Source organism: Frigidibacter sp. ROC022 (assembly GCF_024723735.1).
Taxonomy (GTDB): domain Bacteria; phylum Pseudomonadota; class Alphaproteobacteria; order Rhodobacterales; family Rhodobacteraceae; genus SLM-1.
Genome location: NZ_JANQDU010000002.1, coordinates 977241 through 992951 on the forward strand (window position 1 = coordinate 977241; position 15711 = coordinate 992951).

A 15711-nucleotide genomic window follows, 5' to 3' on the forward strand; every position below is an offset into this window, starting at 1 on the left:
GGCGCGGCTATTCGCCGAAAAGGTTCAGCAGGAAGTCCGACAGCACTTCGGGCTGGTCCACCGCGATGGCATGCGAGGCGCCGGGCGCCACGGTGCGCGGAATCGGATGCGCCTCCAGCCAGGCAATGCTCTCGGCGGGCAGGTTGTCGGGGTTGTAGAGGTAGTGGACATGGCCGATCGCCTGCAGGATGTTCCCCGGCTCGGTCTGCTCGGAAAACGCCTTCGCGTCGCAGCCGAGTTCCCACAGCGCCTTGGGATCGGCCCGGGCCACCGCGTCGCGGTAGCGGGCGGCGTGGGGATCGGTCTCGGCGCGGGCGTCGAGACGGGCCAGGAAGGCCGTGCGGAACTCTTCCGGCGTCGCGTGGTCGGCCGCGGTGCCCGAGTAATAGGCGTCGGCGGCGGTCAGGTTGCCTTCCAGCGAGACGATCGCCTTCAGCGGGCTGCCCGGAAATCCGACGGCCATCGAACCGATGACCGACGACAGCGAGTGCGCCACGACATATTCGACGCCGATCTTCCGGGCTTCCCCGGCGACGAAGAAGCCCAGCGATGCCAGCGTGGTCGGCCCGGCCAGGGGCGGGGCGCCGAAGCCGGGAAGGTTCAGCAATTGCAGATCGACGATCTCGGCCAACCGGGTGTTCTGCAGCCCGGCGAACTGCGAATTGTCGTCGCCGAAGCCGGCCAGGAACAGGAGTTTCGGCTTGTCTTCCCCGGTCTCGCTCATGCCAGGTCCCTTACCATCAGATGATTGCCCGAACCCTGGACGACCTCGAACCGGCCGGTCTTCTTCAGCAGGTCGGACAGCTTGGCCGAACCATAGGTCCGTGTGTCGAAGTCCGGGTTGGCCTGGGTGATGTACTGGCCGATCTGCGGCAGCGTGTACCAGTCCTCGTCGCCGCCGATGGCCCGCATCGCCGCGACGATGATCGGGATCGCGTTCTTGGCCGGTTCCTTCTTGATCGCCGTTTCCGGGACCGGCGTCGGGTCGGGATGGGATTCGGACTGCGAGCCGTTGCTGCTGTCCTGCCGCGCGGTGCCGCGCCCTGCAGGCTCGTCCCCGGCGATCAGGTTTTCGATGTAGATGAACCGCTTGCAGGCGTTGCGGAAGCTCTCGGGGGTCTTCTTCTGGCCGATGCCGTAGACATCCAGCCCCTGTTCGCGAATCCGGCTGGCGAGCCGGGTGAAGTCGCTGTCGGAGGAGACGATGACAAAGCCGTCGAAACGTCCCGTGTGCAGGATGTCCATCGCGTCGATGGCCAGCGAGATGTCGGACGAGTTCTTGCCGACCGTATTGGCGGGCGAATGGTGCGGGACCAGCGCCAGCGGTGCCAGCTTGGCCTGCCAACCCTTGAGATGGGGCGAGGCGAAGTCACCGTAGATGCGGCGGACCGAGGCTTCGCCGAGGGCGGCGATTTCCTCGAAAATGGCCTTGGCCCATTGGGCCGATGTGTTGTCTGCGTCGATCAGAACAGCCAACAGGGGGGTTGTGCGTTGCATGGTTTTGCCTTTCCGGGCCGTAGAGGGCCTCAAGTGCTGAAGGGCGATGAGAAATCCTCGCAATCGCTGTCGCTTATCCGGCGGGCGAGGTCGGCCACTTCCTGCGCCGTGAAGGCGCCGGAAATCCGGATCGTGCCGCCTTCGATCCGCTCCATCACCCGGGGCGCAATGGCCACGGCGCCACAGATACGAACCTCGACCACCTCGCCGATGTTGCGGGCCGTGAGGTCCGCGAACCGGGCAGCCAGGTCAGCATCGAGCGACAGGGTGACGATATGCTGGCCCGGAGGATCCTCGCCGGCAATGGCCTCGACGGCGCCGGGCGGAACCTCGATCACGTCCGGTCCGGCGACAAAGGCCAGCGCCGCGTCCTGGGCCAGGGCCGGCGCAGCGACGCCCAGCATCAGGGCCAGGGATGCGGCGCGGGCGATCACTTCAACTCGTCCATCGAATGGATGACCTTGCCGAGCAGCCCGTATTTCTTGGCCTCGGTCGTGTTCAGCCAGAAGTCGCGGGCGGTGTCCTCGGCGATCTTGGCGGGGGTCTGGCCGGTTGCCTCGGCGAAGAGTGCGTGGAACCGTTCGCGCATGATCCTGATCTGTTCGGCCTGGATCCAGATGTCGCTTGCCGTGCCGCCGACGCCGCCCGAAGGCTCGTGCAGCAGGAAGCGGGTGTTGGGCAGGCAGTAGCGATCGGCCTTGTCGGCGCCGACAAAGATCAGCGCTCCGGCGCTGGCCACCCAGCCCGAGCCGATGGTGCGGACCTTGGGTTTGATGAACTTGATCATGTCATGCACCATGTCGCCGCTTTCGACATGGCCGCCGGGGGACGAGATGAACAGGTTGATCGGATCGTCATTGTCCTGCGCCAGCGCCAGCAACTGAGTCACCACGCGGTTGGCCAGCTTGTCGTCGATCCCGCCGGTGATGATGACATTGCGGCTCTTGAAGAAAAGCTCGGCCACCGGGCGCGAGGTTTCTTCGTCGGATTTCTTGTTGTCGTCGTCCTTGTCCTCAAGACGGTAGGTCATCGGTCTTCTCCGGTTCGGGCGGCGCTGCGGGGCACCGCTATTTTTGTCTTGCTACACGTTTCCGGCAGGCTCTGCACGTCCTGCGGATGTCCGATAGGCCATCAATTGGGCCTGAAGGTCGGGACCGGCGGCGATCACCCCCGGCGTCACCGGATGGGCGTTGTTGAAGCGCAGTTCCGTGCCGTCGCGATCGGTGATCCGGGCGCCCGCCCGTTCGGCGATCAGGCAGCCCGCGGCGATGTCCCATTCCCAGGTGTCGCCCAGCGTCAGCATGGCGTCGAACCGGCCCTCGGCCACCAGCGCCAGCCGCCAGGCCAGGGAGGGGCGGAAGTGCCGCTCGACCGGCGGCGCGCCGCCGGGCCAGAGATCGGGCTTCAGGAACCGGGCGGCCGACAGGGTCCGGGCGCCGGACACGCCGCGGGCCGGCGAAACCCGGATCGGGCTGCCGTTCAGCACCGCCGCGCCGGCCTCGGTCGCGGTATAGAGCAGATCGGCGGCGGGGAGATAGACCACGCCCGCCACAACCTTGCCGTCGCGGGCCAGGGCCAGGGAATGCGCCCAGGAGGTCTCGCCGGCAATGAAGGCCCGGGTGCCGTCGATCGGATCGACGATGAAGACCTCGCGGGCCTGCAGCCGTGCCGGGTCGTCTTCGGTCTCTTCCGACAACCAGCCGGTGCCGGGCCGGGCCGCCGTCAGGGTCTCGCGCAGCATGCTGTCGACCGCATAATCCGCCGCGGTGACCGGGCCGGCGTTGTCCGGCTTGTCCCATTTCTCGGGCGCGTTGCGGAAATAGCCCATCGCGATGCTGCCCGCCGAACGGGCCGCATCGACCAGCAGGGCCAGATCGTCCTCAGGCGCCGGCAAGGGTCAGACCTTCGACGATCAACGAGGGGACGACATGACCGAGGAAGGTCTTGGCGTCATTGGCCGGGATCAGGGTCTTGAGCATCTGCCGCAGGTTGCCCGCGATGGTGACGCCCGAGACCGGATAGGTGATCTCGCCGTTCTCGACCCAGAATCCGGACGCCCCGCGCGAATAGTCCCCGGTGGTCGGGTTGATCGACGAGCCGATCATCGAGGTCACCAGAAACCCGGTGCCGATCTGGGCCAGCAGCCCGGCGCGGTCGGTCGTTCCCTGGGTCAGCGCGATGTTCGACACGCCGGGCGAGGGCGGCGCCGACGGCCCCCGCTGTGCGCTGCCGGTGCTCTGCATCCCCAGTTTCCGGGCCGAGGCGAGGTCCAGCGTCCAGCCGGTCAGCACGCCCTTGTCCACGATCGCCCGTTGCCGGGTCGGCAGGCCCTCGGCATCGAAGGGGCGCGAGCCGCCGATCCGCACCCGATGCGGGTCTTCGATCACCGACAGACCTTCGGGCAGAACGGCCTCGCCCAGGGCATCGCGCAGCCAGGTCGCGCCACGCGCCACCGCGGCACCGTTGGCCGCCGACAGCAGATGCCCGATCAGCGAGCTGGAAATCCGTTCGTCGAACACCACCGGAAAGGCGCCTGTCCTGGCCTGGCGGGCGCCGGCGCGGGCCAGCGTGCGCTCGGCGGCGCGGGTGCCGATGCTTTCCGGGTCGGGCATGTCGGCGCCGTAGACCCGGCTTTCATGCGCCCAGTCGCGCTCCATCGTCGTGCCGCTGCCGGTGATCGCGACGCAGGAGATCGAATGGCTCGACCGCGCGTAACCGCCGGAAAACCCGTTCGACGCGGCCAGGTGGATACGCTGCCGGCCAAAGCCTGCCGAGGCGCTGTCAACCATCGAGATGCCGTCCTTCGCCAGCGCTGCCGCCTCGGCCCGGCGGGCGAGGTCTTCCAGCGTCGCGGCGGCCGGATCGGGCGCGGGATCGCAAAGCTCCAGTCCCTCGGCATCGCGGGTCGGGCTGAGCGCGTTGCTCTCGGCCAGGCCGATCCAGCGGTCTTCCGGCGCCAGCCGGGCCATGATCACCGCGCGTTCGGCCATGTCGCGGATCGTCTCGGGTCTTGTGTCCGAAGCCGAAACGCAGGCCTGGCGCTGCCCGATCAGCACCCTGAGCCCGATCTCGGTGCCCTCGGACCGTTCGGCCTGTTCCAGCTTGCCCTGCCGCACATCGACCGACAGGGACAGCCCATCCACGGCCAGCGCATCGGCGGACTCGGCCCCGGCCTTGCGGGCGGCGTCGAGAAGGGCTTGGGTCAGGTCGGGAAGTTCGGTCTGGGTCATTGCAGGTCTCTCTGGCCGGGATCGCCCCGGCCGGGGCGTCAGGGGCGCGACCATGGCGATCACGCCAACCCGAGGTAGTCCGCCACTGGCCGGGCCGCAAGGGTCCGGACCGCCGCCCCGAATACCGGCGGCCCGCAAAAGCGAACGCCCGGGACCTGCCCGGGCGCTGCTCCTGTTCAGGTGGCGCGGCCTATTTCAGCTGCTGACCATTGGCAAAGACCGATCCGTCGGCCTTGACCTCGATCTTCGAGGTCATGGTGTCCGGCCCGTCGCCCGGCTTGGCGAACATGCCCATCATCATCTTGCCGCCCATCGCCTGGTCCTGCGGCAGCAGGCCCATGCCGACCAGCTTGTCGATCAGGCCGTTGACGCCCATCAGCGAGACGTCGATCGCGCCCTCCGGCGCGGGCATTCCGCCCCAGGTCATCAGGTCGTTGTTGTCGAAGGTGAAGCCGCCGTTGGCCGTCACCGAGGCGCCGGCGATCGACAGTTCCAGCTCGTTCAGGTCGAGCGTGTGCAGCTGGCCCGGCATTCCGCCCGACATCATCTGCTGCTCGGCATCCGGCGCCATGATATCGACCAGCCAGTTGGCGGTTCCCGTCGCGTCGAAGATGATCGTCGCCGGGTCGTGCGGCAGGCCGCCGGCCGGATCGATCATGCCCCAGATGTCCTCGGGCACCGCCAGATCGACCACCTTCAGCAGCAGCCCGACGTTCTGCGGCGCATCGCTCTTGGTGATCGGCATGGTCAGGCCGAAGGCCGATTCCGCCATCTTCAGGTTGATCTGCGGCAGCGGAATCTCGGATCCGGACAGGGTGAGGTCCAGCCCCGCCGACTTGGTGTTATAGCTCATCCCCTCCGGCGACATGTCGAAGGAGATCCCGCCCGACGCCATGGTGGCGGCGACTTTCATGGCCTCGTAGCCGTCCTTGAAGTCGAAGTCATAGGTCGTGGCGCCGAAATCGAGCCCGCCCGAGACGGCAAAACCGGCGGCCATGGCCGCGGCCATGTCGTTGTAGTCGATGCCGGACGGGATCTGGCCATCCGAGGTGCCCTTGATGTCGGACGCCTTGAAGTTGAAGGTCAGCGCGCCGTCCTCTTCCGGGGCCTGGATGTCGAGGTCGATGGTCATCGACGCGGCTTCGAAGGTCGAGGAGAAGGGCTGAACGTCACCGGCGCCGAAGGTATAGGTTCCGGCAAATCCGGCCAGTCGCAGCCCGCCGGCAAAATCAACGCCCTCGGCATCCGGTACCTCGATCGAGTCCAGCATCACGGCGATCTCCTGCCCGGCATAGGCATAGGAAATCTCGCCGGGATTGCCCGAGGCGGTCATCGACATTCCGGTCTGCCGGACCGAGAGATTGACCTTGCCGGCGTCTTCCCCCGGCGGGTGGATATCCAGCACCATCGGATAGCTGTCGGGCATTCCGATCGTGACCGTGCCGTCACCGTTCTCCTTGAAGGTCAGCGAGGACATGCTGACCGAGAACCCGGCTTCCGGGGTTTCCATCCGGGTCTTCAGATCCGAGATCGTCAGCGTGTCGCCGACCATGGATTCCGAGCCTACGGTGAGGGTCTGGCCGGAATTTTCCATCTGGGTCTTCCATTGTCCCCAGACATCGGCCGCGCTGACATCGGCAAAAGCCGCGGGCGCCGAGACCGCAAGGGCCAGCGCGGAGGGCCCGAAAACACGTTTCATGTAGGACATAATGGATTTCCTCAGTTGAATTTCAAATACAACAATCCCGCGCGGGGACGCGGGCGTCAAGGGATGGTCAATGTCTGGGCCAGAAGCCCCATGTGCCGCTATCCTGCCCAGAAACCGCAAGGGGATCAAATGATTCGGATCGAGGATGAGGGGGCACTGCGGAGGATCACCATCGCACGTCCCGACAAGGCCAACAGCCTGACCGGCACCATGCTGGGCCGCCTGGCCCAGTCGGTCGAGGACTGGAGCGGCTCGGCGCTGGTGCTCTCGGGCGAGGGCCGGGTATTTTCCGCAGGTGCCGATCTGGACGAGGTGCAGGCCGGCACCCTGGCGACCCATCCGGGTTGGGAGCGGCTGTCGGGTGCCATCGCGGCCTTTCCCGGCCTTTCGGTGGCCGCGCTGAACGGCACCGCCGCCGGTGGTGCCCTGGGCATGATCCTGGCCTGCGATCTGCGCCTGGCGGTGCCGGGCGCGGCGATCTTCTACCCGGTGATGAAGATGGGCGTGCTGCCGCAGCCGTCGGACCCGGCCCGGCTGGCGGCGCTGGTCGGTCCGTCGCGGGCGGCGCTGCTGCTGATGGCCGGGGTGAGGGTCGAGGCCGCCGAGGCGCTGGCCTGGGGGCTGATCGACCGGATCGTCGAACCCGAGGCGCTGGACGAGACCGCCGTCGCGCTCTGCGCCCCGTCCCTGAAGGCCGGCGCGACGCGGGTCGCCGAGATCCGGTCGATGATCCGCGACTGACGCTGCCCGCCGCGACATGGCGCTTGCACCGGGAAGCCGATTTTGACAGGAGCCGGGGATGGACAGCACCGAGGTTCTTCCCGCACTGGTCATCGGCGCCGGCCCTGCCGGGCTGATGGCGGCCGAAACCCTGTCCGCGGCGGGCCATGCCGTGACGCTGGTCGAAGCCAAGCCCTCGGTCGGGCGCAAGTTCCTGATGGCGGGCAAGTCGGGGCTGAACCTGACCAAGGACGAACCGGCCGATGTCTTTGCCGCGCAGATCGCCCCGGCCGCGCCGATGGCGCCGATCCTGGCCGCCTTCGGGCCGTCCGAGGCGCAGGACTGGGCTCGCGGGCTGGGCCAGGAGCTGTTCACCGGCTCGACCGGGCGGGTCTTTCCCCGGTCCATGAAGGCCTCGCCCCTGCTGCGGGCGTGGCTGGCGCGGCTGGCGGCGCAGGGCGTCGCGTTTCGGACCCGCTGGCGCTGGACCGGCTGGGACGCGGCGCGGGACTGGCGTTTCGACACGCCCGAGGGCGCGCGCAGCCTGCGGCCCCGGGTCACGGTGCTGGCGCTCGGCGGCGCCTCCTGGGCGCGGCTCGGGTCGGACGGGGCCTGGGCGGCGCAGCTGCTGGCGCGCGGCGTGCCGGTGGCGCCGTTCCGCCCCGCCAATGCCGGCCTGACGCTGAACCTGACGCCGCATATGGACCGGTTCCACGGCGCCGCGCTGAAGAACATCGCCCTGCTCTGCGGCGACAGGCGGTTGCGCGGAGAGCTGGTGCTGGTGGCGTCGGGGCTGGAAGGCGGGGCGCTCTATGCGCTGACGCCGCAGCTCCGCGACGGGGCCACCCTGGCGCTGGACCTGATGCCGGACCTGCGCGCCGAGGCCCTCGCCGCACGCCTGGGACAACCGGGAAAGACCAGCCTGCCCAACCGGTTGCGCAAGGCCGGGCTGGACCCTCTGCGGATCGCCCTGGCGCAGGAATTCGCCCGGCCGCTGCCGACCGATGGCGCCGTGCTGGCCGCCCTGCTGAAGGCGCTGCCGGTGCCGCATCAGGGGCCGCGCCCGATGGATCAGGCGATCTCCACCGCCGGCGGAATCGCCTGGGAGGGAATGACCGGGGCGCTGGAACTCAAGGCCCTGCCCGGCACTTTCGCGGCCGGGGAAATGCTGGACTGGGAGGCTCCGACCGGCGGTTATCTGATCACCGGATGTCTCGCCACGGGCCTCTGGGCCGGCCGCGCCGCCGCCGCCCGCCTCGGCTGACCCGGCCCGAATCGGCGCCGCGGCCTTTCCATCTTTGGGTCCGCAAATACTCCCGCCGGAGGCTCCCGGACCCGCAACCCGCGCAAGGCCCGATCTGGCGCCTACCGCCGCCGCTGCGCCAGCATAGCCAGGCGGATCAGCGCCCGCTCCAGCATCGCCATCTGCGGCGCCTTGGAGGATGAGCGCAGGGTCAGGTCGGTATCGGTCAGCAGGCCCAGGGCGGCCTCCAGATCGGCCCGGGCCCAGCGACCGGCCTGCCGTTCCAGCCGGTCGCGGCGGGGGCCGTAGACCGGTGGCCGCAGCCGCCCGATCCCGGCGCCGCCGGGGTCCGAGGCCACCGCCAGCAGGGTGCGGAAATGCCGGGTTGCCGCCATGCACAGGCTCACCGGGTTCACGCCCTGGCCGGTGATCCGCTGCATCACAGGGCCGATCTCGGCGACCCGGCCCTCGGCGACGATCCGGATCACCTCGTCCACCTCGGCCTCGATCGTCGCCGGGCTGACCGCCGCGACATCCTCGGGGCCGACCGGGCTGTCGTCGGAACATTTGTAAAGCGCCAGCTTCTCGACGGTCTGGCGGAAATCGCCGGGATCGAGCGCCCGCGACAGCGCCATCAGCGCCGCCAGCCCGTCGCCGGACACCTGCGTCAGCCCGCCCTGTTTCAGCAGCGCCTCGACCTCTTCGCGCGACGGCGGATCGTCATAGAGCCCGATTGCATAGGCGTTGACATGGGTCTCGAACAGCTTGCGCAGGCCCGAGGACTTGCCCAGGGCGCCGGCGGTGACGATCACCACGGCATCGCCCGGCTGCCAGTCCTCCAGCGCCGCGCCGACCGCGCCGCGCACCGTTTCCGTCGCATCCTCGACCAGCGCCACCCGGTTGCCGGGAAAGAAGGAAATCGCCTTCACCGCGTCGATCAGCAGGGTCGCATCCTTGCGCAGATCGGCGCCGGCGATCCGGGTCAGACGCATCTCGGCCTCGCCCTCGGGGCCGATCAGCGCCGCCACGACCTCTTGCCGCCGCAGCGCCACCCGCATCGCATCGCCGCCATAGATCAGCAGTCCGGCGCGTTTCGGATCGGGGCGGGCGAAATAGCCCGGCGCCTCTCGGGGGCTGAGTTTCATTCCTGCCCCTTCGTCATGCCGGGGCCGGGGTCACTGCCGCCAGTCGGCGGCGGTGGCGGTCAGGCGGGTGACGATCTGGTCGGCCATCAGCGTGGTCAGGCGGCGATGCGCGTCCTCCTGCGCGGTCAGACTCGAAACCGCCGAGCCGGTGGCGGCATAGGAGGAAAAGCTCTCGAACCCGCCCGAGGTCGCCACCGATCCGGTGGCCAGGTCGGTCAGAGTCCAGTCGATCCGCCCGATGACATTGTAGCGGGTGGTTTCCTGATTCGGGGTGATGCCCACCGCCACCTCGTCGACCTTCAACGTGTAGTCGAGCATGTAGCCGGCGCGTTTCGCCTGGCCCAGCCGCCGCTCCAGCGCCTCGACGAGCGTGTACTCGTCCTCCTCGACGGGCGCCCGCACCGCGATCTCGCCCGATTTCAGCCCGGCGGCGGCACCGTCGGGGCTGTTGACTGGCTCGTAGCCGCAGGCGGCAAGGGCGCCGATGCCCAGCAGAAGCGCACGCCGGCCGAATGACCACTCAGATGACGACATTGACGATCCTCCCCGGAACCACGATCAGTTTCTTCAGCGGCCCGGCTTCCAGCGAGCGTTTCACCCAGTCGTCCTGCATGACCAGCGCTTCGATCTGGTCCTTGGACATGTCCTTGGGCACGGTGATTTCCGAGCGCCGCTTGCCGTTGATCTGGATCGGCAGGGTCACGCTGTCCTCGACCAGCATCGCCGGATCGGCCTCGGGCCATTCGGCCTCGGCCACCAGCCCCTTGCCGCCCAGCATCGCCCAGACCTCTTCGGCCAGATGCGGCACCATCGGCGACATCAGCTGCGCCAGGGTCTGCATCGCTTCGCGCTTGGCGCCGCGCCCGGCCTTGGACTTGGCCAGGGTATTGGTGAAGGCATAGAGCTTGGCGACCGAGACATTGAAGGCAAAGCCCTCGATCCCCTGCGTCACCTCGTGGATGCATTTGTGCATCGCCCGCATCAGCTCTTCGTCGCCGCTGCCACGTTCCGGAGCGTTGTTGATCTCGGAGGCCATGCGCCAGACCCGCGCCAGGTGCCGATTCGCGGCATCGGCGCCCGAGGCGGTCCATTCCACGTCGCGCTCGGGCGGGCTGTCGGACATCACGAACCAGCGCGCGGTATCGGCCCCGTAGGCCGAGACGATCTCGACCGGATCGACGACGTTCTTCTTCGACTTCGACATCTTGGCCGAGGGAATCACCTCGATCGGCTCGCCGGTCGCCTTGACGATCTTCGCCACCGGATCGACGTCTTCGGGCAGGTGATAGACCGGCCGGCCGCTGGCGTCGCGGGTCTGGTAGATCTCGTGCGTCACCATGCCCTGGGTGAACAGCGCATCGAACGGTTCGATGGCCGAGGCCGGCAGATGCCCGCATTGATGCATCGCGCGGGCGAAGAAGCGCGAATAGAGCAGGTGCAGGATCGCATGCTCGATGCCGCCGATATACTGATCGACATTCATCCAGTAGGCGGCTTCCTCGGGATCCGTCGGGGCCTTGGCATGGGGTGCGGTGAAGCGGGCGAAATACCAGGACGAATCGACGAAAGTGTCCATCGTGTCGGTTTCGCGCTGCGCCGGGGCGCCGCATTTGGGGCAGGGCACGTCGCGCCAGGTCGGGTGCCAGTCGAGCGGGTTGCCGGGCCGGTCGAAGGTCACGTCATCGGGAAGGCGGATCGGCAGGTTCTCTTTCTTCTCGGGGACCACCCCGCAGGTCGGGCAATGCACCACCGGAATCGGCGCGCCCCAGAAGCGCTGCCGCGACAGCCCCCAGTCACGCAGCCGGAACCGGACCTGGCCGGTGCCCAGCCCCCTGGCCTCCATCCAGTCGATGGTCTTCTCGATGCCCTCTTCCGAGGTCGCCCGGGTCAGCCCGGCGAAATGGTCTATGTAGTCCACCGGCTCGGATTTCAGCGGCACAAGGGCCTCGTCCCCGACCGGCTCGGTCTGTCCGGGCATGAAAAAGGCGTTTTCGACCGGCAGGCCATATTTCCGTGCGAAATCAAGGTCGCGCTGGTCATGCGCCGGGCAGCCGAAGACCGCGCCGGTGCCGTAATCCATCAGGACAAAGTTGCCGATCCAGACCGGCAGAAGCTTGTCCGGCCAGACCGGGTGCCGGACCTTCAGCCCGGTATCCAGGCCGCGTTTCTCGGCCTTTTCCAGCGCCTCTTCCGAGGTGCCGGTCTTGCGGCATTCGGCATTGAACTCGGCCACCGCCGGGTCGCTTTCCAGCGCCTTGGCCAGCGGGTGATCCGGCGAGATCGCCAGGAACGAGGCACCGCGCAGCGTGTCGGGGCGGGTCGAGTAGCAGGCCACCGCGTCAAAGCCATGCGCGGGGGCCGACAGGGCGAAGGGAATCTCGATCCCGCGCGACTTGCCGATCCAGTTGCGCTGCATCAGCTTGACCTTCTCGGGCCAGTGATCCAGCCCGTCGATGGCGTCCAGCAGGTCGCCGGCCTGGGCCGAGATGCGGAAGAACCATTGCGTCAGCTCGCGCCGCTCGACTGGCGCGCCCGAGCGCCAGCCCTTGCCGTCGATCACCTGCTCGTTGGCCAGGACCGTCAGGTCCACCGGGTCCCAGTTCACCACCGCGTTCTTGCGGTAGACCAGGCCCTTTTCGAGGAAGTCGAGGAACAGCGCCTGCTGCTGGCCGTAATACTCCGGATCGCAGGTGGCGAATTCGCGGCTCCAGTCGATCGAGAAGCCCAGCGGCTTCATCTGGTCCTTCATCGCGGCGATGTTGGCGTAGGTCCAGTCTTTCGGATGGATGCCGCCGGCGATGGCGGCATTCTCGGCCGGCAGTCCGAATGCGTCCCAGCCCATCGGGTGCAGGACCGCATGGCCGGTCGAGCGCTTGTAGCGCGCCACCACGTCGCCCATCGTGTAGTTCCGCACATGGCCGATGTGAATCCGTCCCGAGGGATAGGGAAACATCTCGAGCACATAGTATTTCGGCTTCGACGGGTCGTGCCGGGCCTTGAAGAGCCCGGCTTCTTCCCAGGCCTTCTGCCATTTCGGCTCGGTCGTGGCGGGGTCGTAACGCGACATAGGGTGTATCCGGATATTCAGTGCTGCGGCGCAGGGTTACACCCGCGCGGGGGGCGGGGTCCAGCGGCGGGGCACGCGATGCGGCGGATCAGAGCTTGCCGTCGCGAATCCGCAGTTGCCGGGCCCGGGTCAGGATCGCGTCCTCGACGGCTCGCACGGTCTCGGGGCTGGCCGGGCCGCTACGGGTCATCAGCGCCAGTTTCAGCGACCGCGCGTCCAGCGCCGGATCCTGGATCAGCACCGTCGCCTTGTAGGCGCGGCCGCCGCCGGGCGGGGTGCCGTAGCCGGTGACGATGACGCCCGAGAACGGGTCCACCGATTCGATCGGCAGGAAGTTCAGGATGTCGAGCGTGGCGCTCCAGATATACTTATTGACCTCGACGGTGGTGTTGGGGTCATCGGCATTGGTGAAGAGGTCGAGCAGCGAGGAGGTCCGCTTCCTTTCGGCCGCGATCTCGTTCGCCGTGGCATAGGGATCTTCCGAGGCGCGCTTGGCCTTGGCATTGAACAGGCCGCTGCCGCTGCCTCCACCACACGCCGTAAGGCCTACCAGCGCCAGAGCTGCGATCCCGCAGCCTACCCATCGCTTGTTGCCCATGCACCCGCCCTCAGCTTTTTTGCCTGTTTAGCTTAGGCATTTCACCCTCACAAGGGTTTTTGCCCGGGCTCTGCCCAAGGGAGTCGCATCGGGGCGCCCGCCCGGGCCCGGGCACCGGTCCCCACCATTGATATAGCAGGCCGGACAGCGGTCCGGGCGGCAGCGCGGATACAGGGTGTGGCAAAGCTGCACCAATCGTGGCCATGGTGTGCGGACAGTCAGGCGATTTCTTGCATTTGGCGAGGCGCGGAGAGAGATAGGGGCATACTCAGTTCGGATTCCCCTGAATTGAGGCGCACCTTTGATCAACGAGGGAAAACGAAATGAAAAAGATTCTCCTGGCTTCTGCTGCTCTGGTCTCGCTGACTGGCGCTGCCATGGCCGAAGTGGCCGTCAGCGGTGATGGCCGCATGGGTATCATCTACGACGGTACCGACTGGGACTTCACCAGCCGTATCCGCATCACCTTCACCGCGACCGGTGAAACCGATGGCGGTCTGGCCTTCGGTGGCTCGGTTCGTGCCGACAACGCCGGTGTTACCGGCTGCACCGACTTCGTGGCCGGTGACTGTGGTTCGCTCACCAAGGGCGGTGTCGCCGGTGCCGGTGGCAGCGTCTACATCTCGGGTGCCTTCGGCAAACTGTCGATGGGCGACGTCGACTCGGCCGCCGAAGCGGCTATCGGCCAGGTTTCGGGCGTCGGCCTGACCGGTCTCGGCGACATGAACGAAATCGGTTACCTCGGTGCCGGTGCTTCGGACTCCGACCCGGTTCTGCTGTACACCTACTCGAGCGGTGACTTCACGGTCTACGCCTCGCTGTCGGACGGCAACCCGAACGAGTCCTATGGCGTCGCCTTCAAATATGCCCCGGGCAACTACTCGGTGTCGTTGGGCTATGAAGACAACACCACCGACAGCCAGATCGTTGTCGGCGGGTCGGCGACCTTCGGCGATGCGACCATTTCGGCCGTCTATTCGTCGCATGATCTTGCGAACATGGACGAATACGCCCTGTCGCTGGACTATGTCTTCGGCGCGGCCACTGTGACGGCCTTCTATCATGGCGTCGACAACGCCGCGAACGACAACTTCTACGGTCTCGGCGCGTCCTATGATCTGGGCGGTGGTGCCTCGATCGTCGGTGGCGTCGTTTCGGGCGACAACATGGCCGACCCGATCATGGACTTCGGTATCTCGATGACGTTCTGATCTGCCCAACAGCAGATTATCGGGAAGGGCGGGCCAATCGGTCCGCCCTTTTCCTTTGCGCCGGGCCGTGCTCAAACCGGGACACGACGCAGGACGGAGGCACCATGGGACTGGCAGAAATCGAATCGCGGGTTGCGGCGGCGACATCCAGGGCCGGGCGGCGGCGCGAGGACGTGCGGCTGATCGCGGTGTCGAAAGTGCAGCCGCTGGACCGGGTGGAATCGGTCCTGGAAGCCGGGCACCGGCTGTTCGGAGAAAACCGGGTGCAGGAGGCGGCCGGCAAATGGCCCGCCCTGCGCGAGAGATTCGGCGATATCGAACTGCACCTGATCGGCCCCTTGCAGACGAACAAGGCGCGGCAGGCCTTCGGCCTGTTCCAGGCGATCCATTCGCTCGACCGGGACAAGCTGGCCACCACCTGCGCCAGGCTGGCCGACGAGACCGGCGCCTGCCCGGAACTCTTCATCCAGGTCAACACCGGGGAGGAGCCGCAGAAGGCGGGAATCGCCGCCTCGGAGGTCGACGGATTCGTCGAACGGGTGCGCAAGCTGGGCCTGCCGCTGGTCGGGCTGATGTGCATCCCGCCGGTGGGAGAGGATTCGGCACCCCATTTCGGCCTGCTGGCCGCGCTCGCCGCACGCAACGGGCTGTCGGGCCTGTCGATGGGGATGAGTGGCGATTTCGAGGCCGCCATCGCCGCCGGGGCCACCCATATCCGGGTCGGCTCGGCGATCTTCGGCGAACGGGTGCCGACCTAGCTCAGCCGCGGGCCAGGGCCTCGGGCACGATCAGCCTTGTCCCGGGCCCGATTCGCCGGCTGATCCACAGCAGGTTCTCCGCGCTCATCGCCACGCATCCGGCCGTCGGCGCCCCGGGACGGCGCCAGCGGTGCAGGAAGATCGCCGAACCGCGCCGCTCCCTGGCGTCGGGCCAGTTCCAGTCGGTCGTCAGAACCAGGTCATACATCGGATCGGCGCGGCGCAGCGCCTCATGCGAGAAGCGGTGCGGGGCGCGGACCAGATGGTTGTATTCCGGGTCGCGCGGGTCGTCGGACCAGAGGTCCATGGGGCCGATCGCATCCGCCCAGGCCACCGGCCGGGCGATTCGGTCGGGCCGGTAGAGGCAGCCGATGATGTGATGCAGCCCCGATGGGGTGGCATTGTCGCCCTCGCGCTTGGCCTCGCGGCGAATGACGCCGCTCCGGCCCAGGCTGCAGGGAAATACCCGGCCGGCAAAGCGCAGCCCCGTCGGGGTCAGGACAAGATCGCGCCAGCTCATGCCGCTGCCGCCGC

At 67.7% G+C, this 15711-nt stretch carries 16 protein-coding genes; 4 read left to right on the forward strand and 12 right to left on the reverse strand.

The window, feature by feature from the left end; translation table 11 throughout:
- Positions 1-7: 7 nt before the first annotated feature.
- The 7 genes from NUW50_RS11545 to NUW50_RS11575 form a co-directional block, all read right to left on the reverse strand.
- Entirely contained in the window at positions 8-724 is a 717-nt protein-coding gene (locus NUW50_RS11545; protein ID WP_258289255.1) for an alpha/beta fold hydrolase, read from the reverse strand.
- Positions 721-1497: an NYN domain-containing protein gene (locus NUW50_RS11550; protein WP_258289256.1), complete on the reverse strand. Its 777-nt coding sequence runs from the start codon at positions 1495-1497 to the stop codon at positions 721-723. The genes NUW50_RS11545 and NUW50_RS11550 overlap by 4 nt, the downstream gene beginning before the upstream one ends.
- A gap of 29 nt (positions 1498-1526) precedes the next feature.
- Entirely contained in the window at positions 1527-1931 is a 405-nt protein-coding gene (locus NUW50_RS11555; protein ID WP_258289257.1) for a SecDF P1 head subdomain-containing protein, read from the reverse strand.
- Positions 1928-2527 carry an ATP-dependent Clp protease proteolytic subunit gene (locus NUW50_RS11560; RefSeq protein ID WP_258289258.1) on the reverse strand — a complete coding sequence of 200 codons (600 nt, stop codon included), beginning with the start codon at positions 2525-2527 and terminating at the stop codon, positions 1928-1930. Before NUW50_RS11560 ends, NUW50_RS11555 begins: the two co-directional genes overlap by 4 nt.
- Before the next feature lie 51 nt (positions 2528-2578).
- Positions 2579-3391 (reverse strand): 3'(2'),5'-bisphosphate nucleotidase CysQ, encoded by an 813-nt coding sequence (locus NUW50_RS11565; protein ID WP_258289259.1) that lies wholly within the window; start codon positions 3389-3391, stop codon positions 2579-2581.
- The gene (locus tag NUW50_RS11570) at positions 3378-4727 is read right to left on the reverse strand and encodes a TldD/PmbA family protein (protein WP_258289260.1); all 1350 of its coding nucleotides are present in this window, start codon (positions 4725-4727) and stop codon (positions 3378-3380) included. Before NUW50_RS11570 ends, NUW50_RS11565 begins: the two co-directional genes overlap by 14 nt.
- A gap of 190 nt (positions 4728-4917) precedes the next feature.
- Positions 4918-6435, reverse strand: a complete 1518-nt coding sequence (locus NUW50_RS11575; RefSeq protein ID WP_258289261.1) for a DUF2125 domain-containing protein — start codon at positions 6433-6435, stop codon at positions 4918-4920.
- A gap of 129 nt (positions 6436-6564) precedes the next feature.
- Here NUW50_RS11575 and NUW50_RS11580 point away from each other — a divergent pair, with 129 nt between their 5' ends.
- Together NUW50_RS11580 and NUW50_RS11585 are read left to right on the forward strand one after the other, a co-directional pair.
- Positions 6565-7176, forward strand: a complete 612-nt coding sequence (locus NUW50_RS11580; protein ID WP_258289262.1) for an enoyl-CoA hydratase/isomerase family protein — start codon at positions 6565-6567, stop codon at positions 7174-7176.
- 58 nt (positions 7177-7234) lie between these two features.
- Positions 7235-8419, forward strand: a complete 1185-nt coding sequence (locus NUW50_RS11585; RefSeq protein WP_258289263.1) for a TIGR03862 family flavoprotein — start codon at positions 7235-7237, stop codon at positions 8417-8419.
- 101 nt (positions 8420-8520) lie between these two features.
- Here NUW50_RS11585 and holA read toward each other — a convergent pair whose 3' ends face one another.
- The 4 genes from holA to NUW50_RS11605 all read right to left on the reverse strand — a co-directional run bounded on the left by holA (position 8521) and on the right by NUW50_RS11605 (position 13208).
- Positions 8521-9543 carry a DNA polymerase III subunit delta gene (gene holA, locus NUW50_RS11590; RefSeq protein WP_258289264.1) on the reverse strand — a complete coding sequence of 341 codons (1023 nt, stop codon included), beginning with the start codon at positions 9541-9543 and terminating at the stop codon, positions 8521-8523.
- A gap of 30 nt (positions 9544-9573) precedes the next feature.
- On the reverse strand, positions 9574-10077 hold the full coding sequence (gene lptE, locus NUW50_RS11595) for an LPS assembly lipoprotein LptE (RefSeq protein ID WP_258289265.1): 504 nt from the start codon (positions 10075-10077) through the stop codon (positions 9574-9576).
- Complete coding sequence (leuS, locus tag NUW50_RS11600; RefSeq protein WP_258289266.1) at positions 10064-12610, reverse strand: leucine--tRNA ligase; 2547 nt, start codon at positions 12608-12610, stop codon at positions 10064-10066. Before leuS ends, lptE begins: the two co-directional genes overlap by 14 nt.
- Before the next feature lie 88 nt (positions 12611-12698).
- Positions 12699-13208 (reverse strand): DUF3576 domain-containing protein, encoded by a 510-nt coding sequence (locus NUW50_RS11605; protein ID WP_258289267.1) that lies wholly within the window; start codon positions 13206-13208, stop codon positions 12699-12701.
- A gap of 323 nt (positions 13209-13531) precedes the next feature.
- Between NUW50_RS11605 and NUW50_RS11610 the strand changes: the two genes are divergently transcribed.
- Together NUW50_RS11610 and NUW50_RS11615 are read left to right on the forward strand one after the other, a co-directional pair.
- Positions 13532-14419 (forward strand): porin, encoded by an 888-nt coding sequence (locus tag NUW50_RS11610; RefSeq protein WP_258289268.1) that lies wholly within the window; start codon positions 13532-13534, stop codon positions 14417-14419.
- A 104-nt stretch (positions 14420-14523) separates the two neighbouring features.
- Complete coding sequence (locus tag NUW50_RS11615) at positions 14524-15177, forward strand: YggS family pyridoxal phosphate-dependent enzyme (RefSeq protein WP_258289269.1); 654 nt, start codon at positions 14524-14526, stop codon at positions 15175-15177.
- Between the two features lies 1 nt (position 15178).
- Here the strand turns inward: NUW50_RS11615 and NUW50_RS11620 are convergent, their stop codons facing one another.
- On the reverse strand, positions 15179-15697 hold the full coding sequence (locus NUW50_RS11620) for a L,D-transpeptidase family protein (RefSeq protein ID WP_258289270.1): 519 nt from the start codon (positions 15695-15697) through the stop codon (positions 15179-15181).
- Between the last annotated feature and the right edge of the window lie 14 nt (positions 15698-15711).